24 protein-coding genes and 2 tRNA genes are annotated in these 23457 nt (G+C 71.1%); 8 read left to right on the plus strand and 18 right to left on the minus strand.

Annotated features, from left to right (window positions below; translation table 11 throughout):
- Window positions 1–8: 8 nt before the first annotated feature.
- On the plus strand, window positions 9–944 hold the full coding sequence (locus BLT28_RS23420) for a DUF3592 domain-containing protein (RefSeq protein ID WP_030427768.1): 936 nt from the start codon (window positions 9–11) through the stop codon (window positions 942–944).
- Here the strand turns inward: BLT28_RS23420 and BLT28_RS23425 are convergent.
- Complete coding sequence (locus tag BLT28_RS23425; RefSeq protein ID WP_030427767.1) at window positions 941–1498, minus strand: DUF2087 domain-containing protein; 558 nt, start codon at window positions 1496–1498, stop codon at window positions 941–943. The two genes, BLT28_RS23420 and BLT28_RS23425, sit on opposite strands and share 4 nt — an antisense overlap.
- 214 nt (window positions 1499–1712) lie before the next feature.
- Here BLT28_RS23425 and BLT28_RS23430 point away from each other — a divergent pair, with 214 nt between their 5' ends.
- Window positions 1713–1955, plus strand: coding sequence for a hypothetical protein (locus tag BLT28_RS23430; protein WP_081900053.1), 243 nt, complete (start codon window positions 1713–1715; stop codon window positions 1953–1955).
- A gap of 48 nt (window positions 1956–2003) precedes the next feature.
- Here BLT28_RS23430 and BLT28_RS23435 read toward each other — a convergent pair.
- The 3 genes from BLT28_RS23435 to BLT28_RS23445 all read right to left on the minus strand — a co-directional run bounded on the left by BLT28_RS23435 (window position 2004) and on the right by BLT28_RS23445 (window position 5470).
- A tRNA-Met gene (locus tag BLT28_RS23435) sits at window positions 2004–2080 on the minus strand.
- A gap of 315 nt (window positions 2081–2395) precedes the next feature.
- Window positions 2396–2472: transfer RNA gene (locus tag BLT28_RS23440), tRNA-Met, on the minus strand.
- Window positions 2473–2539: 67 nt separating this feature from the next.
- Complete coding sequence (locus BLT28_RS23445; RefSeq protein WP_081900052.1) at window positions 2540–5470, minus strand: UPF0182 family protein; 2931 nt, start codon at window positions 5468–5470, stop codon at window positions 2540–2542.
- 161 nt (window positions 5471–5631) lie between these two features.
- On the opposite strand from BLT28_RS23445, the gene BLT28_RS23450 reads away from it, so the two are divergent.
- Complete coding sequence (locus tag BLT28_RS23450) at window positions 5632–6195, plus strand: PPA1309 family protein (RefSeq protein WP_052406929.1); 564 nt, start codon at window positions 5632–5634, stop codon at window positions 6193–6195.
- A gap of 21 nt (window positions 6196–6216) precedes the next feature.
- On the opposite strand, the gene BLT28_RS23455 is transcribed toward BLT28_RS23450, so the two are convergent.
- A complete protein-coding gene (locus BLT28_RS23455) occupies window positions 6217–7254 on the minus strand; it encodes a YlbL family protein (protein ID WP_030427763.1) in 1038 nt (345 codons plus the stop codon).
- A 72-nt stretch (window positions 7255–7326) separates the two neighbouring features.
- On the opposite strand from BLT28_RS23455, the gene BLT28_RS23460 reads away from it, so the two are divergent.
- Window positions 7327–8712, plus strand: a complete 1386-nt coding sequence (locus BLT28_RS23460) for a zinc-dependent metalloprotease (protein ID WP_030427762.1) — start codon at window positions 7327–7329, stop codon at window positions 8710–8712.
- 413 nt (window positions 8713–9125) lie between these two features.
- Here BLT28_RS23460 and BLT28_RS23465 read toward each other — a convergent pair whose 3' ends face one another.
- A complete protein-coding gene (locus tag BLT28_RS23465; protein WP_030427761.1) occupies window positions 9126–9656 on the minus strand; it encodes a M48 metallopeptidase family protein in 531 nt (176 codons plus the stop codon).
- A 202-nt stretch (window positions 9657–9858) separates the two neighbouring features.
- On the opposite strand from BLT28_RS23465, the gene BLT28_RS42115 reads away from it, so the two are divergent.
- The 3 genes from BLT28_RS42115 (at window position 9859) to BLT28_RS23475 (ending at window position 12583) form a co-directional block, all read left to right on the plus strand.
- Complete coding sequence (locus BLT28_RS42115) at window positions 9859–10011, plus strand: DUF5679 domain-containing protein (protein WP_231950392.1); 153 nt, start codon at window positions 9859–9861, stop codon at window positions 10009–10011.
- Window positions 10012–10183: 172 nt separating this feature from the next.
- Window positions 10184–11173 carry a hypothetical protein gene (locus BLT28_RS23470; protein WP_030427760.1) on the plus strand — a complete coding sequence of 330 codons (990 nt, stop codon included), beginning with the start codon at window positions 10184–10186 and terminating at the stop codon, window positions 11171–11173.
- A gap of 93 nt (window positions 11174–11266) precedes the next feature.
- Complete coding sequence (locus BLT28_RS23475) at window positions 11267–12583, plus strand: ABC1 kinase family protein (RefSeq protein WP_030427759.1); 1317 nt, start codon at window positions 11267–11269, stop codon at window positions 12581–12583.
- 22 nt (window positions 12584–12605) lie between these two features.
- On the opposite strand, the gene BLT28_RS23480 is transcribed toward BLT28_RS23475, so the two are convergent.
- From BLT28_RS23480 to BLT28_RS23520, 9 genes are all read right to left on the minus strand, one after another.
- The gene (locus tag BLT28_RS23480; protein ID WP_030427758.1) at window positions 12606–12785 is read right to left on the minus strand and encodes a hypothetical protein; all 180 of its coding nucleotides are present in this window, start codon (window positions 12783–12785) and stop codon (window positions 12606–12608) included.
- Window positions 12786–12796: 11 nt separating this feature from the next.
- Window positions 12797–13681 carry a class I SAM-dependent methyltransferase gene (locus BLT28_RS23485; protein ID WP_030427757.1) on the minus strand — a complete coding sequence of 295 codons (885 nt, stop codon included), beginning with the start codon at window positions 13679–13681 and terminating at the stop codon, window positions 12797–12799.
- A gap of 211 nt (window positions 13682–13892) precedes the next feature.
- Entirely contained in the window at window positions 13893–14117 is a 225-nt protein-coding gene (locus BLT28_RS23490; RefSeq protein ID WP_030427756.1) for a hypothetical protein, read from the minus strand.
- Window positions 14114–14473, minus strand: a complete 360-nt coding sequence (locus BLT28_RS23495) for a WhiB family transcriptional regulator (RefSeq protein WP_407638823.1) — start codon at window positions 14471–14473, stop codon at window positions 14114–14116. Before BLT28_RS23495 ends, BLT28_RS23490 begins: the two co-directional genes overlap by 4 nt.
- Before the next feature lie 106 nt (window positions 14474–14579).
- A complete protein-coding gene (locus BLT28_RS23500) occupies window positions 14580–14831 on the minus strand; it encodes a hypothetical protein (RefSeq protein WP_030427754.1) in 252 nt (83 codons plus the stop codon).
- 124 nt (window positions 14832–14955) lie between these two features.
- Entirely contained in the window at window positions 14956–17112 is a 2157-nt protein-coding gene (locus BLT28_RS23505) for an ATP-dependent DNA helicase UvrD2 (RefSeq protein WP_052406962.1), read from the minus strand.
- 64 nt (window positions 17113–17176) lie between these two features.
- Window positions 17177–18067, minus strand: coding sequence for an NAD(+) diphosphatase (gene nudC / locus BLT28_RS23510; RefSeq protein WP_030427752.1), 891 nt, complete (start codon window positions 18065–18067; stop codon window positions 17177–17179).
- Window positions 18064–19422, minus strand: a complete 1359-nt coding sequence (locus tag BLT28_RS23515; RefSeq protein WP_030427751.1) for a M16 family metallopeptidase — start codon at window positions 19420–19422, stop codon at window positions 18064–18066. Before BLT28_RS23515 ends, nudC begins: the two co-directional genes overlap by 4 nt.
- The gene (locus tag BLT28_RS23520; protein WP_030427750.1) at window positions 19419–20705 is read right to left on the minus strand and encodes a M16 family metallopeptidase; all 1287 of its coding nucleotides are present in this window, start codon (window positions 20703–20705) and stop codon (window positions 19419–19421) included. The genes BLT28_RS23515 and BLT28_RS23520 overlap by 4 nt, the downstream gene beginning before the upstream one ends.
- A 116-nt stretch (window positions 20706–20821) precedes the next feature.
- Here BLT28_RS23520 and BLT28_RS23525 point away from each other — a divergent pair, with 116 nt between their 5' ends.
- Window positions 20822–21769 (plus strand): neutral zinc metallopeptidase, encoded by a 948-nt coding sequence (locus BLT28_RS23525; protein ID WP_052406928.1) that lies wholly within the window; start codon window positions 20822–20824, stop codon window positions 21767–21769.
- 6 nt (window positions 21770–21775) lie between these two features.
- Here the strand turns inward: BLT28_RS23525 and BLT28_RS23530 are convergent, their stop codons facing one another.
- The 3 genes from BLT28_RS23530 to BLT28_RS23540 all read right to left on the minus strand — a co-directional run bounded on the left by BLT28_RS23530 (window position 21776) and on the right by BLT28_RS23540 (window position 23445).
- Window positions 21776–22114, minus strand: a complete 339-nt coding sequence (locus BLT28_RS23530; RefSeq protein WP_030427748.1) for a VOC family protein — start codon at window positions 22112–22114, stop codon at window positions 21776–21778.
- Window positions 22115–22168: 54 nt separating this feature from the next.
- On the minus strand, window positions 22169–22888 hold the full coding sequence (locus BLT28_RS23535) for an ESX secretion-associated protein EspG (protein ID WP_030427747.1): 720 nt from the start codon (window positions 22886–22888) through the stop codon (window positions 22169–22171).
- Between the two features lie 86 nt (window positions 22889–22974).
- Window positions 22975–23445: a hypothetical protein gene (locus tag BLT28_RS23540; RefSeq protein ID WP_030427746.1), complete on the minus strand. Its 471-nt coding sequence runs from the start codon at window positions 23443–23445 to the stop codon at window positions 22975–22977.
- Window positions 23446–23457: the final 12 nt, after the last annotated feature.

The raw sequence follows: 23457 nt of genomic DNA on the forward strand, positions 1-23457 counted from the left end.
GATTTCCGGTGAACACGAACCCGTCGCCGTTCCGCGTCCGCGCCTTCCGGCACGGCCTGGTGACCACCGTGCTGGTGTTGTTGGTGTGCGGCGCCATCGCCACGGTGTCGCTGCTGTCGTACAACTCGGCGCAGTCGCGGATGACCAGCCTCAGCGCCCGCGCTGTCGGCGAGATCACCGCGGTGCGGGACTACGTGGTCGACGTGCGCTGGACGCTGCCCAACGGCACGCAGGTCACCGCGCCGGTGGAGCTGGCCGTGACGCCCCCGCCCGCGGGCATGCGGGCCGAGGTCGCCTACGAGCCCGGGAATCCGCAGCACGCGGCGATTCCCGGAGCCGCCCTGCTCGCCGAACTCGACCGCGCGGCGAGCGGCCTGTCCTTCAGTGCTGTCATCGCGTTCGCCGTGCTGGCGATGCTCCTCGGCCTGACCATCACCCGCGCACGCCTCACCAGGCGGCCCACCCGCAAGGTCGTGGTCCGTCGCGTTCGTGTCCAAAAAGGACTGATCGCCCGCTCCTGGCTGGAGACGGAGTCCGGCCCGCAGCGGTGGATTCCCGTGTACTACGACCCCGCGCTGGTCGGCATGCCCGCGCCGGTCGAGGTCTCCGTGCACGGCGACCCGCGCACCGATCGTCTGCTCGCCGTCGACTACCAGGGCACGGTGCTGTACTCCTCCGGCGCCACGGCTCGCACCGAGCCCCAGGGCCGTCGCACCGACAACCCGGTTCGCCCCGACGAGGACATCGCGGAGCGCACAGCGGCGTCCAGCAGCGCGCTGCGCCAGTTCCGCGCGGACGCGGCGCTCATCATGCCCGCGCCGCTGGTCGGCCTGTTCTGGGCGTACCTGGACGCCGGTGGCTTCCCGGTCTGGCTCGGTGCCACGCTCATCACCGCCGCGATCGCGCTGTGGTGGGCCGCCGTGCGCGGCTCGGACCCGTCCTAGGGCTGCGGCAGCACGTCCAGCCAGCCGCCCGAGCGCCAGTACTCCCTCTCGCCCCTGGTCAGCAGGCCCTCGTCGATGAGGTACCGCCGCACGGAGACGTAGTCGGCCGTGCCGCCCTCGCACCACGCGCGCACGATGACGTTCACGTCCTTCTCCGGGTAGCGCACGCCCGGCTCGAAGGACTGCACCAGGTGCTCCAGCAGCACGCGCCGCCGCCCGCGCTGGGCGGGCATCCCGACGAGCCGCCCGTCCTTGACGAAGGTGCGCAGCAGCGCCTCCGTCTTGGGGTCGGAGTCGCCGTAGCCGTGGTCGTCGGCCCGGTCCTCGGGCGCCGCCGCTTTCGCCAGTTCGGTCAGCGCCTCGGTGCGCAGCCGGTATCCCGGTTCGACCAGGCCGCCGTCCTCCAGCTTCCGGAGGGCTTTGCCGACGGCTTTGGCGTCCAGTCCGGTCGCCTCGGCCAGTTCGGTGATCGAGGTCGCGCCCAGCACGAGCGCGGCGACGACGCGCAGCCTCTCGGGGCCGGCCAGCAGCCCCACCACAGTCTCGGGAGTCACGCTCCGCAACCTAGCGCGCCTGGGGCAGGCGGGCAGCTGTTTACTCTCTGCGACCGGCACTGACCGTTACGTGGGTTTTCGCGCTCCAACCCGGTGGACTTACCCCCGTCGGGCTATCGAGCCCGCCGTCCCAGGCCCGAAGATCGGCCGCATTGGGGCTCGCCTGGAGGCGTGCGCGCCCCTCCGATCGACCAGGGAAGCAGGGAGGTCGACCGTGCACCGTAGTTGGTTCCGGACGAAGTTGGTCGAGAAGCGAGAGCAGGTCACGAGCAAGGTCAAGGAGGGCGTCAAGCAGCGGGCGAGGTCACTCGTCCCGGCCCAGCTCACGAAGAAGCCCGAGTCGATGGACAAGTGCATGGTCTGCGGGAAGTCGCTCAAGCGCTCCACGGCGATCTCCGGCGAGGGCCGCGTCTGCTCCCCCGCCTGCGCCCACGCCTGGGTACGGGACCTGAAGTAGCACCGCAAGCAAAAGATCCCCCGGCCGATGGCCGGGGGATCTTCAGAGTGGTAGCGGGGACAGGATTTGAACCTGCGACCTCTGGATTATGAGCCCAGCGAGCTACCGAACTGCTCCACCCCGCGTCGTCTGAGACAACCTTATCCTACTCCGCCCCCCACATGCAAAACGGGGTCGCTTCAGATCAGGTTTCACCGCGTCGTAGCTGGTTGCGTCGGTATCACCGCACCAAACGCTGGAACCGGCCCCCACGGCCCAACGGCCGAAGGCCAAGGGCCCTGCGTGCGCGAAGCGGACGCGCCTGGGCTGGTCGAGCGCTGTGGGAACCACGCTGTCTCCTCCGGAGCCAGCACCGTGGGGGTTCCGGGGGGGCTCGGCCCCCCGTGGCGCAAATGCGAACAATCCCTATCTGCGCTTTCCGCAGATAGGGATTGTCGAATTGGTAGCGGGGACAGGATTTGAACCTGCGACCTCTGGATTATGAGCCCAGCGAGCTACCGAACTGCTCCACCCCGCGTTGTTGTGTTAACCCTAGCCGGTGGCGTCCTCCGAATGCAAATCGGGTGACGCCACCGGCCGGACCACTACTTCTGGTTGAAGCGCTTGGTCGCGTCTTCCAGGTCCTTCTGGGCCTGGCCGATCGCGGCGAAGTCACCTGCCTGGGTGGCCGTGCGGAGCCGGTTGATGGCGGCGGCGATGTCCTGGATCGCCTTGGCCTGCTCCGCGCTGATCTGCTGGCCGCCGGGGTTGGGCGGCGTGGTGCCACCCGGGTTCTCGCCGGGCGGCGGGGTGCCGGGGTTGGGCGGCGTGGTGCCCTCGCCGGCGCCCCTGCCGAAGACCTCCTCGAGCGCGCCGGCCAGCGTCTCGGAGAACCCGACCTTGCCGCCGAAGCCGACCAGCACCCTGGCCAGCTGCGGGAAGGCGTTGTTGTCCTTGCGCTGGATGTAGATGGGCTCCACGTAGAGGAGTCCGCCCGCGACCGGCAGCGTCAGCAGGTTGCCGTTGACCGCGGTGGCCTGCGGGTTCTGGAACAGCGTCCGGGCCTCGGTGACCTTGGAGGCCGAGAAGAACTGGTTCTGCATCTGCCCCGGGCCCATGGTCTGGGTGGTCGTGGGCAGTTGGAGGACCGTCATCTTCCCGTAGTCGGCCGGGTCGGAGGAGGCCGAGACCCATGCGGAGAGGAACTCCCGGCGCAGACCGGTGAGCGCGCTCGTCAGCTGGAAGGTCGGCTTGTCCTGGCCGGGTGCCTGGGCGATCACGTAGTACGGCGGGAGCTTGCCGCCCTGCGTCGTCTGCTGGGCGGGCGCCCCGGGCTGCTGTTGCTGGGGCTGCTGCTGGACGTTGGGCTGCTGCTCGTCGGTCGGGTCGTCCGGGACGTCCCAGAACTCGTTCTGCGAGTAGAAGACGTCCGGCCGGTTCACGTGGTACTTGGCCAGCAGCTCGCGCTGGACCTTGAACAGGTCCTCCGGGTAGCGGAAGTGCTCCCGCAGCGACATCGAGATCTCGGAGGAGGGCTTCACGGTGCCGGGGAAGACCTTCATCCAGGTCTTGAGCACCGGGTCCTTCTCGTCGATCGCGTAGAGCGACACCGAGCCGTCGTAGGCGTCGACGGTGGCCTTGACCGAGTTGCGGATGTAGCTGAACAGCTGCGCGGGCTGGCGGACCCCCTGCGAGGTCTGGGTCGCCTGGCTCAGCTGCGTCCGGTGCGCGTAGGGGTAGTTCTCCAGCGTCGTGTAGCCGTCGACGATCCACTTGACCCTGCCGTCGATCACGGCGGGGTACGGGTCGCTGTCCAGCGTCAGCCACGGCGCGGTCATCTTCACCCGGGTCTTGGGGTCCCGGTGGTAGAGGATCTTCGACTCATCGCCGATGGAGCCGGAGAACAGGATGTTGCGCTCACCGTAGGCGGCGGAGAACACCAGGCGGTTGAACAGGTTCCCGAGCGAGACACCACCGGCGCCGGTGTAGCGGTAGGCGGCCGTGTCGGTGTCGTACTCGCGGTCCTTGCCGTTGTCCTGGCCGCCGACGATGGCGTAGTCGGTGGCCAGCTCGCCGTAGTAGATCCGCGGCTGCTGGACCTTGATGTCACCCTGTCCGCTGGTGTCGCTGACGGTGTAGACGGGGTAGCCGCCCTGGCCGCTGGTGTCCTGCAGCGCGGAGTTCACGGTGTTGGCGGGCGCGGCGACGAAACCGTTGCCGTGCGTGTACACCAGGTGCCGGTTGATCCAGTTCTGCTGGTTCTCGGCGAGGTTCTTCGGGTCGATCTCGCGCACGGCGACGATGTAGTCGCGCAGCTGGCCGTTGACCTTGTAGCGGTCGACGTCGAGCTTGTCGCCGAAGCCGTAGAAGTTCTTCCGCTGCTGCTGCTGCGTGAAGGTGCGGGCGAGCACGTTCGGGTCGAGCAGCCGCACGTTGGAGATCGTGCCCTGGTTGTTGGGGTTGCTGCGGATCTCCTGCGGGGTGGACTCGGAGCGGCCCGGGTACTCGGTGAAGGTCACCTTGTCGGGGGTCAGCCCGTATGCGTCCCGCGTGGCCCCGATCGCCCGCTCGATGGACTGCGCTTCCTTCTGGATCGCGTTGGGGCGCACGGAGAACTGCTCCAGCAGCGCGGGCCACGCCGCGCCGACGAGCAGGCTGGAGAGCACCAGCAGCACGGTGGCGATGGCCGGGATCTTCAGGTCGCGCAGGAAGGCCGCGGCGAAGAAGGCCACACCGCAGAAGATCGCGATGATGGAGAGGATGAGCTTCGCCGGGAGCACCGCGTGCAGGTCGGTGTAGGTCGCACCGAAGAAGTTCGAGTTGCGGTTGGAGTACAGCAGCTCGTAGCGGTCGAAGAAGTACGAGGCCGCGTACAGCAGCACGAACAGGCCTGCGAGCACGGCGAGCTGGATGCGCGCGGGCGCGGAGAGCTGACCGCCGCGACCGGCGAGCCGGATGCCGCCGAAGATGTAGTGGGTGACCAGCGCGCCGACGAAGGAGGCCGCGATGATCACGAAGCCCCAGGAGATCAGCCAGGTGTAGAACGGCAGGCCGAAGGCGTAGAAGCCGATGTCGATGCCGAACTCCGGGTCGGTGATGCCGAAGCGCTCCCCGTTGAGGAACTTCTGCACGATCTCCCAGTCACCGGAAGCCGCGATGCCCGCGGCGATGAACGCCACCACGGGGATCGCGAAGCCGACGAGCCGCAGCCGCTGGATGATCGCCGAGCGGTACTTGGACACCGGGTCGTCCGGTCCGCTGACCGGGACGAAGACCGGCCGGGCCCGGTAGGCGATGGTCAGGTTCAGCATCAGCAGACCCGCGACCACCAGACCCATCACGACGAACAGGCCGATCTGGGTGAACAGCACGGTGTTGAACACCGAGCGGTAGCCCACCTCGCCGAACCACAACCAGTTCACGTAGGTGCCGAGCAGGCGGGAGGCGGCCACGATCACTGCCAACAGCACCGCGCCGATGATGAGCAGGATCCGGCTGCGCTTGGACAGCTTCGGTATTCCGACCGGGGGCCGCATGGCCACGGGGCACGCTCCTAGGAGAGGTTTCCTCAGGCGACGGGAGCACGCGAGCGCGACGGTTCGACGACGCGGACACGCGTCCCGATATGTCCAACTCTACGAGGCGCCTTCCGGGTTCCCGTGACGGCCTTCACGTGGGGGGATGAAAACATGCTCGCATGGGATCTCCATCCGAATCCGGAAGCTTCTCCACAGCACTGCCCGCGGCGGTGCGCGAGGTCGAGGACTTCGTCGCCTCCGCGGGCTGGGACCAGCCGCCACAGCTGTTCGCCCTGGTCCCGACGGCCGAGCTGGTCGAGCGGGAGCCGGGGCTGGCCGAGCGCATCGACCCGGAGGCGATGCTGACGCCGATCGCCCAGGACTCGCTGCCCGACGACGACCTCGGCACGACCCTGGCCAGGATCGTCTGGCCGGACGCGGTCGCGGGCTGCGTGCTGACGCAGGAGATCCTGATGCTCCCGCCGGAGGCCGAGGCCGACCTGCCGGACGAGGAGACCGACCCGGCCGCCGCGGAGAAGTTCATCGCCGAGCACCCGCTGCGCCGCGAGGCCCGGCTGGTCGCGGGCGTGCTGCGCGGCGAGGAGACCGGTGTCTGCCTGCTGCGGCTGAAGAGCGACGGCTCGGAGGAGGCGGCCGACGAGCTGATCGAGCACCCCGACCTCGCGCCGAACCTGGTCGAGGCGCTGCGCTCGACCTTCCAGCACGGCGGGGAAGCGCAGTAGCCGGCGAGCCGAGCCCTCGGTTCAGCAGCCGGGGGTCGGCTTCCCCTCCTGCATGGCCTGCAGCGCGTCCACCGCGCCCGCCAGGCTCTCCACCCGGATCAGGCGCAGCCCCTCCGGCACGCGCTGCCGGGCTTCGACGCAGTTCTCCGCGGGCGTGAGGAACACCGTCGCGCCCTGCTCCTTGGCGGCCTTCATCTTGAACGGGATGCCGCCGATCGCACCGACCTTGCCGTCGATGTCGATCTCGCCGGTGCCCGCGACCGAGGCGCCGCCGTTGAGCTTGCCCGGCGTCAGCTTGTCCACAATGGCCAGTGCGAACATCAGCCCGGCCGACGGCCCGCCGACCTCCTTGAGGCTGATCTTGATCTGGAAGTCCGGCGAGGGGCGGTCGGCGGGGGTGATGCCGAGGAAGCCGTAGGTCGGGCGGTCCGGCCCCTTCTCCGGGCGCTCGCCGAGGGTCACCTGGGCCGTGGTCTCCGGTCCGTCGGTGCGCTGGTAGCGAACAGCGACCTGGTCGCCGGGCCTGGTCCGCACCAGGGCCGCGCGCACCTGCTCGGCGGTGGCGACGGGCTGGCCGTTGATCGCGACGACGCGGTCACCCGGGTTGATCACCTTGGCGGACGGGCCGTCCGCGGTGACGGAGGTGACGACCACCTTGTCCGGGTACTTGAGGTAGCGCAGCGCGGCCACCTCGGCGTTGGTCTGGGAGAGCTGGAAGGCCCTGGTGTTCTCGGCGTCGACCTCCTGCTTGGACTTCTCCGGCGGGAACACCTCCTCGCGCGGGACCAGGGCGAACCTGCCGCCTGCCCACAGCCCGAGCGCGCCGAAGAGGGTCACGCCGTCGGTCACGCCGACCGTGGTCATGGTGAGGTGCCCGCCGAAGTCCGAGGACTCGTGCCCGGACAGCTCGACCACGGGAACACCGCCCGCCTTGCCGAGGGTGTCGTAGGTCGGGCCGGGGCCGAGCGCCACGTACGGCACCCGCACGAAGCCTCCGACCAAGCCGAGCGCGAGCACGAGCAGGACGCTCAGCAACAGGGTCCAGGTACGGCGGGTCACAAGCGCACAGGGTACGGGTCGGGCCACCCCGCGACCGGGTGCGGGACCCGCGCGCCGCGTACCGTGGAACTCATGAGCGATCTGCCCTTCGGGTTCAGCGGCTCCGATCCCGACAAGGACCCGGAGCGCAAGGGAAAGGACAACCAGGGGCCCCAGGAGCACGGCCAGGGGTTCGGGTTCGGCCAGGGCGTGCCCCCGGGTTTCGTCCCACCCGGCGGCCAGAACCCCTTCGGCGCCGGTGGTTTCGACATGAACCAGCTCGGTCAGATGCTCAGCCAGCTGGGCCAGGTGCTCAGCCAGGCGAGCACGTCGAGCGGCCCCGTCAACTACGACCTCGCCAAGCAGCTGGCCATGCAGCAGCTCGGCCCCTCCGGCGGCACGAACCGGCCGACCGCGCAGCAGGAGAGCGCGGTCGCCGACGCGGTGCGGCTGGCCGAGCTGTGGCTGGACCCCGCGACGGCGCTGCCCGCGGGAGCGCGCAAGGTGGTGGCCTGGTCGGCCGGTGACTGGGTCGAGGGCACCCTGCCGAGCTGGCAGCGGCTGTGCGACCCGGTCGCGCGGCAGATGTCCGGCGCGTGGGTGGACGCGATGCCGGAGGAGGCCAAGCAGGCGGCCGGACCACTGCTGTCCATGGTCGGCCAGATGGGCGGCCTGGCGTTCGGCTCCCAGCTGGGCGGCAGCCTCGCGCAGCTCGGTTCCGAGGTGCTGACCTCGACCGAGGTGGGCCTGCCGCTGGGCGCCGAGGGCGTCGCCGCGCTGCTGCCCGCGAACGTGGAGAAGTTCACCGAGGGCCTCGGCAGGCCCGCCAGCGAGGTGCTGGTGTTCCTCGCCGCCCGCGAGGCCGCGCACCACCGCCTGTTCACGCACGTGCCGTGGCTGCGCCAGCGCCTGATGAGCACTGTCGAGGAGTTCGCCAAGGGCATCAAGGTGGACACCTCCGCGCTGGAGAGCCTGGCCGGTCAGTTCGACCCGGCCAACCCGCAGGCGCTGGAGGAGGTCATGTCCTCCGGCATGCTCCAGCCGCAGAACACCCCGGAGCAGCAGGCCGCGCTCGCCCGCCTGGAGACCCTGCTGGCGCTGGTCGAGGGCTGGGTGGACGTGGTCGTCGCGGAGGCGGTCGGCGACCGGCTGCCCGGTGCCGAGGCGCTACGCGAGACGCTGCGCCGCAGGCGCGCCAGCGGTGGCCCGGCCGAGCAGACCTTCGCCACCCTGGTCGGACTGGAGCTGCGGCCGCGGCGGCTGCGCGCGGCGGCCGGGCTGTGGCGGCTGATGACGGACAAGCACGGGGTCACCGGCCGCGACTCGGTCTGGGACCACCCCGACTTCATCCCGACCTCGGCCGACCTCGACGACCCGCTGGAGTTCGCCGAGCGCTGGGGCGAGTCCTCGGTCGACCCGATCGCCGAGCTCAAGCGCACCGAGGGCGAGGCCCCCGAGGAGGGCCCCACCTCCTCCTGACCCACACCGCTTGTGAACCCAATGCGGCACTCGTTGCGTTGAACGTAACGAGTGCCGCATTGGGTTCGCTTGTCCCGGGCTGAGGCCGACTCCGAACGGCGGGTCGACCGTGCCGTTCGGTGAGGACGAGGCTGGTTTCGCCGCCGCGACAACGACGCCGCCCTCGGGGGAGTCCACTGTGGACAGAAGGGCGGTGCTGCGTGGAGTGGCGCGTCCGGCTCGGCGTGAACTACGTGCCCCCGCCCGGTCGCGCTGGTCCTGCCCGACGACGCGGTTCCCTGCCTGTCCTTCCCCGTGGCCCGGGCGAAGCCGGTGAACCTGGGCCTGCGGTCGCGACCGTCCGGCAGAGCCGCGGCGCCGACGCCGGGTACCCGGAAGCCCGCCGGATCGATCGGCCGGTCCGGCCGTGGCCGTCAGTCCTCCGCCTCGATCCCCCATCCCGCCGCGGCCGACAGCCCCTCCAGGTAGCCGACGGCGCGTTCGGTGCGCGGGTAGTTGTGCACCAGCTCCCAGAACCGCGGCCCGTGGCCGGGCACGAGCAGGTGGGTCAGCTCGTGCACCAGCACGTAGTCCAGCACCCAGGGCGGCACGTCCCGGAGCCGTTCGCTGATCCTGATGGTGCGGTCGCTCGGCGTGCAGGACGCCCAGCGGGTGCGCATCGGCGGCACCCATCGCACGCTCGCCGGGTGCGCCTTCCCGCCCAGGTAGCGGGCGGAGAGGTTGGCGCAGCGCAGCAGCAGCGCCTCGTCGGACTGGCGGGCGGGCGAGCGCCGTTTGGTCTCACTGCGCTGGAGCCTGGCCAGCATCTCGGCCACCCAGTGTTCTTCCTCCGACCTGCTCATCCTCGCCGGGATGAGCACGATGACCTTGTCCCCGTCTCGGTACGCGGTGACCGTGCGCCGTCGTCGCGTGCTTCGACGGACTTCAACTTCCGCCTGTGTCACGAGGAGAACGCTACGACGAGGCACCGACAGCGTGCTCGTCTTTGTCCACACCTTCGTCGGCGCAATCACACGTTGGACGTGTCATGCGCGCATCTACATAGATGCACAGGTAGCGTGACGCCGAGTCGCGAGCACGGACGGTGAGACGTGCTCACGGTGCTCCCGTCTCACCGCGGGGGCCGTTCGAGCAAGGGAGGAAGCCGTGGCGGAGTCGTACAACGGCTACTGCGTCAAGTGCCGCGAAAAGCGGGACTTCCAGGGCGAAGTGGAAGAAAAGAACGGTCGGAGGATGGCCAAGGGCGTCTGTCCGACGTGCGGTACCAAGATGACCCGGATCCTCGGCAAGGCGTCATAGCGCGGGTTTCCTCGGGGGTGGCCTTGGGGTCGACGCGACCCGGAGGCCACTCTCCGTAACCGGCAGCCTCCGCCTCGCGCGCCGTCAAGCCCCACCCACAACCTGTGGATAACTCCGTCACCCTGTGGACAACCGCGTTGCCGGATTCGCCGGGCGGTGCCAGCGTCGGGGCATGACCTCCATGACCACGGCGACACCGGCACCGGCACTGCCGCGACCCCTGCCCCAGCGCCCCCGCCTGCTCCCGGGCCTGCCCGTCCTCTGGCGCGGGGACGGCACCGTGCAGATCGGCCTCGACCCGCGCCACGCCGTGGTGGTCGACCGCCTCTCCCCCGACCTGGTCCGCGTGCTGCGCGAGCTCGACGGCAGGCACACCCTCCAGGGCCTGCTCGACCTCGGCGCCCAGGACGGCACGGACGCGTCCCGCTCCGAGGTGGCCGGACTGCTGAGCGCGCTGGCCGGTGCCGGAGTGCTGGACCGGGACTCCACCGGTTCCTCCACCGCCGCGCAGCGGGAACCCCCGCCCGGGCTGATCACCGACGCGGGCGTCTGGGCGTTGCGGACCGGCCGCGCGTGCGCCGACATCCTGGCCGAGCGCGGCAGGAGCACGGTGCACGTGCACGGCTCCGGCCGGGTCGGCGACGCGCTGGTGGCGATGCTGCGGTCAGCCGGGATGGGCACGGTGCGCCGCATCGCGAAGCGGTCCCGGTCCGTACCGGACTTCGCGGTGCTCATCGGCCCGGTGCTGCAGGACCACCAGCTGCGGACGGCGCTGATGGCCGACAGTGTCCCGCATCTGGCCGTGGAGCCGCACGAGGTCAGCGCGCACATCGGACCGTTCGTGATCCCGGGCAGGACGAGCTGCCTGACCTGCCTCGATCTCCGGCGCTGCGAGCGGGATCCGGCCTGGGGCCTGGTGTCCAGCCAGCTGGGCAACCTCTGCTCACCCGAGGAGCTGATCTGCGCGCACGGCGCGGCCGTGGTCGCCGCCGGACAGGTGTTGATGATGCTGTCCCACTCCGGCGGGGTGGCGGGCGTCCCGCCGACGTGGAACGGGGCGATCGAACTGGATCCGGTGCGGGGCAAGGCTTTCCTGCGCGCGCTGCCGCCACGCCCCGGTTGTGGTTGTGGCGTCGCCGAAGGGGGGTCTGCTTATATGTAGACAACCAACTCACCACTGGCCGGGCACCTGACGTGAGCCTGCCGACCCGGGAAACGGCTGCGTCGGGTGGGCCTCTCAGGAGAGAATCACCCAGTGACAGAGATCCCGCGCCGAGCCGTGCACCGCACCGCGAAACTCGCCAGCCTTCCGCTCGGTGCCGCGGGGCGGGTCGCCGCCGGGTGGGGCAAGCGACTCGTGGGGCGAAGCTCCGACGAGATCAGCGCCGAGTTCTCGGCCAAGACCGCCGAGCAGGTGTTCGCGGTCCTCGGCCAGCTCAAGGGCGGGGCGATGAAGTTCGGCCAGGCCCTGAGCGTGTTCGAGGCCGCGGTCCCGGAGGAGATGGCCGCTCCGTACCGCGAGGCGCTCACGAAGTTGCAGTCCGCGGCGCCCGCGTTGCCCGCCAAGACGGTGCACCGGGTGCTCGCCGAGCAGCTCGGCCGGTCGTGGGAGAAGCGGTTCGCGTCCTTCGACGACGTGCCCGCGGCGGCCGCGAGCATCGGTCAGGTGCACCGGGCGGAGTGGCACGACGGCCGCGCGGTCGCGGTGAAGGTGCAGTACCCCGGTGCGGACGAGGCACTGCTCGCCGACCTCCGCCAGCTGGAGCGGTTCTCCCGGCTGTTCCGGGCGCTGATCCCCGGACTGGAGGTCAAGCCGCTGCTCGCCGAGTTGCGCGAGCGGATGGTCGAGGAGCTGGACTACCGCATCGAGGCCGACAACCAGCGGGCCTTCGCCAAGGGCTTCCACGACGACGAGCACATCGTGGTGCCCAGGGTGGTGGCGAGCGCGCCCAAGGTCGTGGTCTCGGAGTGGGTCGAGGGCACCCCGCTGTCGGCGACGATCAGGGACGGCACGCGGGCGGAGCGGGACGCGGCGGGGTACCTGCTGTCGCTGTTCCACTTCTCCGCTCCGGAGCGGACCGGGCTGCTGCACGCCGATCCGCACCCCGGCAACTTCATGACGCTGCCGGACGGCAGGTTGTGCGTGATCGACTTCGGCGCCGTCGCCCGGCTGCCGGAGGGGCTGCCGCACACCCTGGGCGTGCTCAGCAGGCTGGCGCTGGAGGGCCGGTCCGAGGACCTGGTGGAGCTGTTGCGCCGGGAGCGTTTCCTCGGTCAGGACACCGATCTGGACCCGCAGGACGTGCTCGACTACTTCGCGCCGTTCGTCGAGCCCATGGGTGCCGAGCGGTTCCGCTTCACCAGGAGCTGGTTGCAGAGCCAGGCGGAGCGGATCAGCAATCTGCGCGGCGCGGACTTCCGCACCGGGCGGTTCCTGAACCTGCCGCCGAACTACCTGCTGATCCACCGGGTGACGATGGGCTCCATCGGCATCCTGTGCCAGCTGGACGCCGAGGTGGCCGCGCGCGAGATCGTCCTGCGCTGGCAGCCGGGCTTCGCCGCGGAGCACTGAGCCGAGCCCGGGCCTGGCGGGCTCACCACCACTCGCTGGGCAGCTTGCTCTCGATGTCGCGCACGTGCGCCCTGGCGCAGGTGGGGCACAGCCAACGGGTGCGGCCGTTGTCGCGGTCGCTGACCCAGGCCAGTGCCGCGGCCGGATCGCCCTCGGGGTCGCGGGCGGTGCCGCAGCGCTGGCAGACGACGGGCTCGCTCATGGCTGAGGAGGCTACGCGAGCGGCCTGCGGCCCAGGTGAACCGTGTTGGCCTGCAACCAGAACAGGTCTTCGCGGTCGGCCAGGCTGAGTTCGTCGGCGGGGTCGAGCATGCGGTCGAGCAGTGCGGTGTCCTCGCTCGAACACCAGCCCTCCGTGGTGTCGCGCATCCAGCGGACGCGGTCGATCACGGTCGCGCGGTCGGCATCGCTCAGGGGTGCGGGGCGGTCGAAGAGGTAGCTGAAGGCGGTCACGTCGACCAGGCCGACGTCGCGGAGCACGCGGCTCCAGCCGACGGTCAGCGGGACCGACCCGGCCATCTCGGCGCGCATCCCCTTGAACCACCGGGTGTTCGCCACGTCCAGCCGCTGCTGCAGACCCGGTTCGCCGACCCCGAGGTCATCGGTCAGGAAGCGCGCGGGCAGCCCGCCTTCGGCCAGTGCCAACCGGCCACCGCGCGCGAGCGAGGCGGCGAGGTTGCGCACGCCCTGCTGCTGATCGGGCAGGTGGTGCACGACGTGCGAGGCCCAGATGAGGTCCGCGGAAGGCAGCCGCACCGCCAGTTCCGGATCGGCCGCGTCGCCGTGCACGACGACCACCTCGACCTCGGAGCCCGCCACGGCGCGGACGCTCTGCTCGGCGGCGGCGAGCAGTTCCGGGACCGCGTCGACCAGCACCACGGTGCAGCCGGGCTTGCCCGACGCGCGCAGCGCCTCGGTGAACGAGGTCGCCCAGCCACCGGAGCCGGAGCCCATGTCGATCACCGTGCGCACACTGTCGTCGACCAGTCGCCCGGCGACCTCCGTGCGGGCCGTCGCGGTCAGCAGGTCCGCTCGGCGCAGCTCGGTGAGCCGGCTCGGCCAGTCGATGTTGTCGTGCGCGTGCGAGTGGGAACCCATGATCTGACGGTACCGACGAGCGCGACCGGAATGAGCCGGATCCGACGGGTTCGGAACTCTCACGGTTTTCCGACGTTTCCGCCTGACCGGCAAATGTCGGACGGCCACAACGGCGACGGGCGCCGTCCGGAGTGGACGACGCCCGTCGTTTCATGATCGTTGACTTGCGGTGGATCGGGTTGGCGCGGAACGGGTTCCGCGCCAACCCGGGTCAGAGCGACGCCCTGTGGCGGTCCGCCCTGCGGTTGGCCACCGAGGCCAGCCACTGCCAGCGCTGCGCGGCGGACATGCGGCGGGCTTGTCGTTCGTGCGCGGCGGAGTGCTCCGCCTCCCGCATTCGTTGACGGGTTAGATGCTCATGCAGAAACATTTTCGAAGCCATCCTTTGGTGCAGGTCGTTGCTGGTCATCGCGTCGAAGTAGATGTGGTCGTTCATGCGGCTGCCTCCTGCTTCGCGGTGACGCCCGAGGCGCCGACGGTGGTCTCCTTGCGCGGACGGCCCCGGGGCCGCTTGCGCGCGATCACCGCGCCGCGCTCGAAGATCTCGCCACCCCAGACACCCCAGGGCTCGCGCCGCGCCAGCGCTCCGGCGAGGCACTCGGCCCGGACGGGGCAGGCGACGCACAGCGACTTCGCCCGGTCGAGGTCGGACGGGGTCTCGGCGAACCAGAGGTCCGCGTCGCCCACCCGGCAGGGCAGGTTGCTCGCCGCGTCGAAGACATCGGCGGTTCCGTAGTCGGGCACGGTCCCGACCTCGGAGATCGTTCCGCAAGGCGGAACGGTCGCGGTCAACACAGTGTTCTCCTCGGTTGTTGCTGTGTTTTCTTTGTGCGGAAATGACGAAGGCCGCGAACCGACTTGCGGTCCGCGGCCTTCGTGAGCCTGTGTCCTGACGGTGTCAGGGACTTCGGTCCACTGGTACGGACGAGCAAGGACGGACGTTCTGCCGAACATCAACGGTGATCTGGTCTTCACGGGCCGCGTGCGGAGCGGCGACGGACACACTGGTGCCCACCGGCTTCAGCGCGACTGGGGCGGTGATGGTCCACGCGCCACCCCTGGAGGTCATGCCGCCGCCCACGGGCGCGGACATGCCAAAGCCCCCGGCGAAGGGGTAGTCCGCGAGCGAGAGGTTCTTCGTGATCTTCACTGCGGCCACCTCCTTTCCGAGGGCGTCTGGACCCGAGAGATCGGGCATCTTCACGTTGATGTCCGAGAGCCGGGGCTCCCGTCCTTTGCAGGCTATGTCTCGCGTGCCGGGCCGTGCAACCGAATTAATCGAGTTCGTCTTCACTCGCTCGGTGGAGTGACTCAGCGGTACCACCCGAGCCCCCAGCGTGCACGAGATCCAGCACGTCAGAACCATACTTGTCCAGCTTCGAGGCGCCAATACCCGAGATGCCCACAAGGGCGGCGACCGTCGTCGGGCGCTGCTCCGCGATGGCCATCAGCGTCGCGTCGGTGAACACCACGTAGGCCGGGACCCTCAACTGCTTCGCGCGGTCGGCGCGCCACACCTTCAGCCGGGCGAGCAGGTGTTCGTCCACATCGGACGGACAGCTCGCGCACCTGCCGAGCTTGACCGCGACGCTGCCGATCAGCGGGCCCGCGCACGTCCGGCACACCGGCTTGGCGGCGTCCCTGCGCAACGAGGACGCGCCCGCGACCGTGCCCTTGGCCGGCAGGGCGGCCGGGTGGTCGTCGGGAACCAGCCCGTAGAGGAACCGGCTGCGGCGCCGCGGCCTGCCGCCCCCGCCGACCGAGCGGACGAGCGCCCAGGACAACCAGAGGTGCTCGCGGGCCCGGGTGACGCCGACGTAGAAGAGCCTGCGCTCCTCCTCGATCCCTTCGGAGCTCCCCGAACCGTCGGAGATCGCGTGCTGGATCGGCAGGGTGCCCTCGGTCAGGCCGACCAGGAACACCGCGTCCCACTCCAGGCCCTTCGCCGCGTGCAGCGACGCGAGGGTCACGCCCTCCACGGTCGGCGGGTGCTGCGCCTCCGCCCGCAGCACCAGCTCGGCGACGAAGCGGGGCAGGTCGGCGTCCTCGACGGTCGCGGCGAACTCCTCGGCCAGCTCGACGAGCGCCAGCAGCGACTCCCACTTCTCCCGCATCGCGCCACCGGTCGGCGGCTCGTCGGTGAGGCCGATGGTCGAGAGCAGCTTGCGCACCACGTCCGGCAGCGTGTTCGCGCCGACCTCCAGGTCGCCGTTGGACCGCAGCACGTGCATGGCCTGGCGGACCTCGGGCCGGTGGAAGAACCGCTCCCCGCCGCGCACCTGGTACGGGATCTCGGCCTCGGTGAGCGCCTGCTCGTAGACCTCCGACTGCGCGTTGACGCGGTAGAGCACGGCGATCTCGCTCGCCGAGACGCCGGCGGCGAGCAGTTTGCCGATCCGCCGGACGACCGCCCGCGCCTCGGCGTTCTCGTCGTCGAACTCGGCGAAGTGCGGCTGCGGCCCGTCCGGGCGCTGGCCGATCAGCTGCAGCCGCGAGCCCGCCGGGCGCCCGCGCGCGGCTCCGATGACCTTGTTGGCCAGCGCGACGACCTGCGGGGTGGAGCGGTAGTCGCGTTCGAGCCGGACCACGACCGCCTCGGGGAAGCGCTTGGAGAAGTCCAGCAGCGGGCGCGGGGATGCGCCCGCGAAGGAGTAGATCGTCTGGTTCGCGTCGCCGACCACCGTGAGGTCGTCGCGGTTGCCCAGCCAGGCGTCGAGCACGCGCTGCTGGAGCGGGGTGACGTCCTGGTACTCGTCGACCACGAAGCAGCGGTAGCGGTCGCGGAACTCCGCGGCGACGTCGTTGTGCTCCTCCAGCGCCGCCGCGGTGTGCAGCAGCAGGTCGTCGAAGTCCAGCGACCGCGCACGGGTCTTCAGCGTCTCGTAGCCCGAGTAGACGGCGGCGACCTGCTCGGCGGGGCCGGGGATGTCATGGCCGATCTTCGCGGTCGCCGTGCCGTAGTCGTCCGGGGTGATCAGCGACGCCTTGGCCCACTCGATCTCGCTCGCGAAGTCGCGCAGGGACTCGCGGTCGGTCGGCGCGCCCGCGCGCTGGGCCGCCTGGCCGACGAGCCGGAGCTTGCCGTCCAGCAGCTCCCAGGGCGCGTCGCCGACCACCCTCGGCCAGAAGTAGCGCAGCTGGCGCAACGCCGCGGCGTGAAAGGTCCGGGCCTGCGCGCCCTGCACGCCGAGCGCGCGCAGGCGGGTGCGCATCTCGCCCGCGGCGCGTGCGGTGAAGGTGACCGCGAGGACCTGGCCCGCGGCGACGTGACCGTTGTTGACCAGGTGCGCGATGCGGCGGGTGATCGTCCGCGTCTTGCCGGTGCCCGCTCCCGCGAGCACGCAGACCGGGCCGCGCGGCGCGTGCACCGCTGCCCGCTGCTCCGGATCGAGCCCCTCCGTCAGTCCCGCTTCGCGTTCCGAGTCACCCACCGCCCCATACTCGCAGAGGCCGCGCGCCCGGTGGACGCGCGGCACGGCGAGGGCGGTTCTTGTTTCACAGGCGGACGTTCGCCCACGCGGCGAGCATCCGGTGGGCGATCGAGCTCGCGCCGGGCAGGCCCAGGCCCGGGATCGCCCCGCCCGCGGCGAAGGCGGCGCGGACCTCGTCCCGGTGCACCCACTTGGCGTGCTCGATCTCGTCCTCGGCGAGGACGAGCGGGGCGTCGCGGTCGGCGAGGGCGGAGAAGCCCACCATCAGCGAGCGCGGGAACGGCCACGGCTGGCTGCCCAGGTAACGAACGGTGCGGACGGCGACGCCGACCTCTTCACCGACCTCGCGCTCCACGCACGCCTCCAGCGACTCACCGACCTCCACGAAACCGGCCAGCACCGAATACCGCTCGGCGGGCCAGACGGGCTGGCGCGCGAGCAGCACGTGCGAGTCGCCGTCGTGCACGAGGCAGATCACCGCGGGATCCGTGCGCGGGTACTCCTCGCGCTCGCAGCCGGTGCACTGGCGGGCCCACCCGGCGCGCACGGCCTTCGTGGGCGAGCCGCAGCGCGCGCAGAAGTTGCTGAGGTCGTGCCACGCGAGCAGGCCGACCGCGGCCGTCATCAGCCCCGCGTCGGTGTCGCTCAGCAAGGCCCCGCACATGCGCAGGTCCTGCCAGTCGTCGGCACCCGGGCCGCGAACGGCCCAGTACGCGACCTCGTCCTGCACGCCGAGGAACACCGCGCCGTCCACGGGCGCGTCACCCAGGTCGCCGGTGCGGCCGAACTGCAGCACGTCGTCGACGAGCCGGGCGCGGCCACGCTCGTCGATCACGACGAGCCTGGCCTCCTTCCACCCCTTGGCCAACAGCTCGGCGTTGTCCCGCAACGCGTCCGCTCTGTCCACTGTGGACCGCGAGAGGGCAGGTAGCCCGTCGAGCGCGAAGTCCGTCACGAGAGGACGACACCTCCGAGCGCGCGCAGCGGGGCCTCCAGCGTCGCGGCGTCCCCGACGACGACGCCGGTCCACGCGGTCGGCCGGAAGAACTCGGCGGCGGCTTCGGCGATCTGCTCGACGGTGACCTGCCGCAGCCGGTCCGGGTGCGCCCACAGCCAGTCCGCGCCGAGGCCGACCGAGGCCAGCCCGGCCAGGTTGCTGGCCAGCCCCGCCTGCGAGGACACGCCGATCGACAGCGAGCCCACGAGGTAGCGGCGCACGGTGTCCACTTCGGACTCCGTCGGCGGCACCAGGCACATCCGGCCCAGCTCGTAGCGCGCTTCGAGCACGGCGGGCGCGGTCACCTCGCTCGCGGTGTCACCGCTGAGGATCAGCGTCGCCTTGCCCGGGGTGAACTCGAACATCGAGTGCACCGAGTAGGTGTAGCCCTTGTCCTCGCGCAGGTTCTCCACCACGCGCGAGGAGAAGAAGCCGCCGAAGGCGACGTTGGCCATCTGCAGCGCGGGATAGCGGGGATCGGTGCGCGGAACCGCTTGCGTGCTCAGGCGGAGCTGCGACTGCACGGCGCCCGGCCGGTCGACGAGGCGGAGGTCTCCCCCGCTGATGTCCGGCAGTTGCGGCATCTCCACCGCGCCGGCGTCGGACTTCCACTCGGCGAGCTTCGCCGCGATCCGGTCGACCGCCTGCTGCGGCTCGACATCACCGACGACCACGAGCACCGACCCGCGCGGGAGCACGGCGCGGCGGTGCAGCTCGCGGACGTCCTCGACGGTGACGGCGGCCGCGGCCTCCTCGGTGGGCACCTCCCTGGTGAACGGGTGGTCGCCGTAGCGGTGCCGCTGCAACGCTTCCCGGGCGATCGTGCCGGGCTGGCTGCGCATCAGCGAGATCGAGCTGACCAGCCGCTCGCGCTCCCGGTAGACCTCCTGCTCGGGGTAGGCCGCCCCGGTCAGCAGGTCGGCGAGCACGTCCAGCTGGAGGTCGAGGCCGTCGACGAGGCCGCTCCACGACAGCGAGAGGTGTTCGGGGTCCACGCCGACGCTCAGCGCAGCACCGACCCTGGCCAGATCGCTGTCCAGCTCCACCATCGTGCGCTTGGCGGTGCCCGCGAGCAGGGTCGCCGACAGCAGCTCGGCCTGCGCGGCGTGCTCCGGACGCTCCCCGGCGAACGGCACGGTGAGGCGGAACTCCACCATCGGCACCGTGGAGCGTTGCGCGACGATCACGCGCAAACCGTTGTCCAGCACGGTGTCCACGAGCTTGGGCTCGACCGCGGTGCTCTGCGTGACGAGGTCCGGCAGGGGGCGCGGACCGGCTTCGGTGCGACCGATCTCGGCGGCGGTGCGGGTCACTTCTCGCCTCCAGCGGGGGTCAGGGTGAGCACGGCGCGGGAGTCGGGGCGCAGGCCCTTGGCCGCCTTGGCCACGTCGTCCGGGGTCACTGCCGCGAGCAGCCCGGGGAGCTCGCCGATCAGCTCGGCGCGGCCGAACAACAGCTCCGCGGAGCCGTAGTTCAGCGTGCGCGAGGTCAGCCGGTCGTGCGCGCCGTGCAGCGTGGCCGCCCAGCGCGCGGTGATCCTGGCCAGCTCGTCGGCATCGGGGCCGTGCGCGGCCAGCTTCTCCAGCTCCTCGTCGATCGCGCCGAGCACCCGGGCCTGCTCGACCTGACCCGGGTGGATCGCCACGATGGCGAAGGTGTCCGGGTCGCGGGCGTCCAGCGAGCTGCCCAGCAGTCCGCAGCGCGCGCTGATCTCGATCACCAGCTCGTCGGTGTGCACCAACCGCTGCACCAGCCGTGCCGAGTCCCCGTCGCTGAGCAGCGAGGACAGCACCATGTAGGCCAGGTAGCCGTTCATGTCGGTGCTCGGGTCGGGCAGGCGGTAACCCACGGTCAGCCCGGGCAGCGTGGCGTGCGGGTCGACGTGCTCACCGCGCAGCTCGCTGGTGGGCAGCGGCTCGGAGAAGGACGGGCGCGGCGGGACGGGGCGCGCCGGGACGTCGCCGAAGTGCTTGTGCACCAGGTCGATCGTCGGCTTGACCTCGAACTCGCCGGTCACCGTCAGCACCGCGTTGCCCGGCGCGTAGTAGGTGTCGAAGAACGCCGCGCAGTCCTCCAGCGTGGCCTGCTCCAGCTCGGCGAAGTCGCCGTAGCCGTTGTGGGCGTTGGCGAAGGTGGAGTAGAGCACCGGCGGCAGGGTGATCCACGGGAACCCGCCGTAGGGCCGGTTCAGCACGTTGAGCCGGATCTCCTCCTTGACCACGTCGACCTGGTTGCGCAGGTTCTCCTCGGTGATCTTCGGGGCGCGCATCCGGTCGGCTTCCAGGAACAGCATCCGCTCCAGCGCCGCGGACGGGGTGACCTGGTAGTAGTCGGTGTAGTCCTGGTGCGTCGAACCGTTGAAGGTGCCACCCGAGCCCTGGACGTGCCGGAAGTGCGCGAGCTTCTCCAGGCTCTCGCTGCCCTGGAACATCAGGTGCTCGAACAGGTGGGCAAAACCGGTCCGCCCCTCCGGCTCTGAACGAAATCCCACGTCGTAGTGCACGCTGACGCCGACGACGGGCGCTGAGGGATCCGGAGCCAGGAGCACCCGCAACCCGTTGGGCAGGGTGAACCGGTGAAGCTGGGGTTGGGCCATGCGCGCAAGCCTATGCCCGCACGGCGCGCGGGTGTCCGCCTATGCTGCAAGCGCATGGCCCGTTCCCGGGACGTGCGTCTTCGGCCGATCCGATCCGGCGTGTGGAGGCCCCGACGATGACAGAGCCAGTCGAGCCGCCGCTCGAGGACCCGACGGCGCACTACCGAGGGCGCGGCAACTCGCCGCTGGTGATCACCCTCGTCGTGGCCGGCCTGCTCGCGGGCATCCTCGGTTTCGCCGGGCTGGCACGCACCTGGGGATCGTCGCCCGATGTCGGCGAACCCGGACTGGCCGCATCGCCCCCGAGCTCGACCGCGGGTCCCGAGGAGAAGCCGGTCGCCCGGCCGAAGTACCGGCTGGCCGACCACCCGCTGCTCGCCGAGGGGCTCGGCCTCGGCCCGATCGAGTGCCAGCTGCCCGCGTTCGGCCGCGGCCAGGAGCAGTTGCACGACTACTACACCGCGGGCCTGAAGTGCCTGGAGGCCGCGTGGACCCCGGTGCTGCAGGCGGCCAACCTGCCGACGCAGCAGGCGAAGCTGGACACCTCCCCGGACCTGCCGCGCAACCCGTGCGGTGAGCCGCCGAACGAGGACGAGGCGATCGCGATGTACTGCGGCGCCAACTTCACCATCTACATGCCGATCACCCGCTTGCAGCGCAACTACGGCTCGGGCCGCTCCGCCGCGTCCGGCCACCTGGCCACGCTGGCGCACGAGTACGGCCACCACGTGCAGGCGGTCAGCGGCATGCTGTCGGCGGCCAACCGGCAGCAGATCGACGCGGGCGAGTCCACCCCGGCCGGGCGCGAGACCTCCCGCCGCATCGAGATGCAGGCGACCTGCTTCGCCGGCATGTTCTTCGCCGCCACCTCCGGCCGCGGCTCGGTGACCAAGTCGCTCGCCGACAGCGGGGTCGCCGACTTCCGCCGGATGGACGACACCTCGGTGCAGGGCAGCACCCACGGCAAGGCCAGCAACCAGGCGGCGTGGGCCAAGCGCGGGCACAAGGACAACCGCACCGCCTCGTGCAACACCTGGACCGCGTCCTCCGCCGAGGTCAGCTAGCCCGGCTCAGGGTGCCTCGGCCAACGAGAGGCTGTTGCCGTCGGGGTCGAGCACGTCGACGTGGCGCACGCCGTAGCCGTAGGTCTCCACCGGATCGTGCTCGACGCCCCTGGCGGCCAGGCGCGCCAGGATGTCGTCGAGGTCGGTCACGCCCAACGTGACCATGGCCTTGCCCACGCGCCCGGCGCGCACGTCACGGGCGTCCACGACGACCCACGCGTTCTCGCCGACCTGCCACAGGTGCTCCTCGCCGATCACCTCGTCGGCCGGGCGCCCGAAGAACACCGCGAACCACTCAAGAGCCCTGCCCAGGTCGCTCACCGGCATGATGCTGTACAGGTCCACGCGGACCACTCCTCTCCGTCGCAACGGAGGGTGGACCGCCCGGGCCGCCGAAACTCATCGGGCGGTGTCGACGAGCAGGCGGCCGACCTGGTTGGTCAGCCGGGCGATGCCGCCGGGGGCGATCGTGGTCCACGCCGGGCCGTTGTAGGTGGCCCGCTGCTCGATCAGGTAGCGGCCGTGGTCGGTGTCCACGAAGGCGACCGCGTGCCCGCCGCGCTTCCTGCGGTTGGCCCCGTCGCGCACCGCCGAGGTGAACCGGCCGCCGCCGACCACCCCGCTGAGCATCTCGCCGATCACGGCGGCGTCGGCCTGCCCGACCCGCCGCCGGACCAGGCAGGCCGCCAGGTCCTCGCCGTCCGCGCAGGCCGCGTCGAAGACCGCGCTCGGCAGGCTCACCGATCGCCCTGGACCGCCCCGCAGCGGGGGAACCGCCGTGACGATCGTCCTGGTCAGCGCCTTGCCGAAGATCCGGGTGAGGGTGATCTTGCCCCCGTCGCCGACCGCGAGCACACCCTCGTCGCCGACCGCGGCCGCCATGATCCGGCGGCCGGGGTCCTGGCGCAGGGTGGCGTGCAGCTCCTGGCGGCCGGTGGCCAGCACGGTCAGCAGGTCGCGCAAGCGCGGCTCGATCCGGACCGGCCCGACCGGCTGCCTGACCGCCAGGTGCGCCAGGGGCTCCGGCATCGGGCCCAGGTCGAGTGCGCGCCAGAAGCGGTCGAACTCCTCCGCGGTGAGCGTGACCGACGTCCTGGCCCGCGCGGGTCGGTGCGGCATCGGGCTCCTCGACGTGCGGGCGGAGAACAGGTTCGGCGCTCCGACGTGTTCCCCCCGCACGGGGTTCCCCGGTGATCAGTCGGTGATCATGCGGGCTGCCCGGCGGCCGAGCGGCGCCTGCCGTGCCCGGCGAGCAGCAGCGCGTAGATCGCCCCGGCCACCCCGGCGACCGTGCACAGCACGGCGCGCAGCCGCTGGCCGAGCCCGCTGCCCGCCTGCCCGGTGCCGACCACCTGCACGACCAGGTTCTCGGTGTTGGCCGGCAGCTTCTGCGGGACCTCGACCTCCAGCTGCTCGCCCTCGCGGCTGCCGCACGCGTCGAGCTTGGCGCGCATCGGCAGCCCGTCGACCCGGATCTCGATCCCGTCCCTGGCCTTGCCACCGCAGGCGACCGGCTCGACCACGGTGGCGGGCACCCGCCTCGTCGGCGCGAGGTCGCCCGACGACGTGCCGGTGACCAGCGGAAGCCCCCACACGACGAGGGCGGCGCCGAGTCCGACAAGGCCGACGACGAGCAGGATCAGTCCCCAGCGGACCGGGGCAGGGCGAGCGACCACGTCGAGGATGCT

This window comes from Allokutzneria albata (genome assembly GCF_900103775.1).
Taxonomy (GTDB): Bacteria; Actinomycetota; Actinomycetes; order Mycobacteriales; family Pseudonocardiaceae; genus Allokutzneria; species Allokutzneria albata.

What these genes read in the sequence shown, in the direction of transcription:
- BLT28_RS23445 (WP_081900052.1), bottom strand. Translation starts at nt 5,470, where the DNA reads ATGCGGCCCCCGGTCGGAATACCGAAGCTGTCCAAGCGCAGCCGGATC.
- BLT28_RS23450 (WP_052406929.1), top strand. Translation starts at nt 5,632, where the DNA reads ATGGGATCTCCATCCGAATCCGGAAGCTTCTCCACAGCACTGCCCGCG.
- BLT28_RS23460 (WP_030427762.1), top strand. Translation starts at nt 7,327, where the DNA reads ATGAGCGATCTGCCCTTCGGGTTCAGCGGCTCCGATCCCGACAAGGAC.
- BLT28_RS23470 (WP_030427760.1), top strand. Translation starts at nt 10,184, where the DNA reads ATGACCTCCATGACCACGGCGACACCGGCACCGGCACTGCCGCGACCC.
- BLT28_RS23480 (WP_030427758.1), bottom strand. Translation starts at nt 12,785, where the DNA reads ATGAGCGAGCCCGTCGTCTGCCAGCGCTGCGGCACCGCCCGCGACCCC.
- BLT28_RS23485 (WP_030427757.1), bottom strand. Translation starts at nt 13,681, where the DNA reads ATGGGTTCCCACTCGCACGCGCACGACAACATCGACTGGCCGAGCCGG.
- BLT28_RS23490 (WP_030427756.1), bottom strand. Translation starts at nt 14,117, where the DNA reads ATGAACGACCACATCTACTTCGACGCGATGACCAGCAACGACCTGCAC.
- BLT28_RS23520 (WP_030427750.1), bottom strand. Translation starts at nt 20,705, where the DNA reads ATGGCCCAACCCCAGCTTCACCGGTTCACCCTGCCCAACGGGTTGCGG.
- BLT28_RS23525 (WP_052406928.1), top strand. Translation starts at nt 20,822, where the DNA reads ATGACAGAGCCAGTCGAGCCGCCGCTCGAGGACCCGACGGCGCACTAC.
- BLT28_RS23535 (WP_030427747.1), bottom strand. Translation starts at nt 22,888, where the DNA reads ATGCCGCACCGACCCGCGCGGGCCAGGACGTCGGTCACGCTCACCGCG.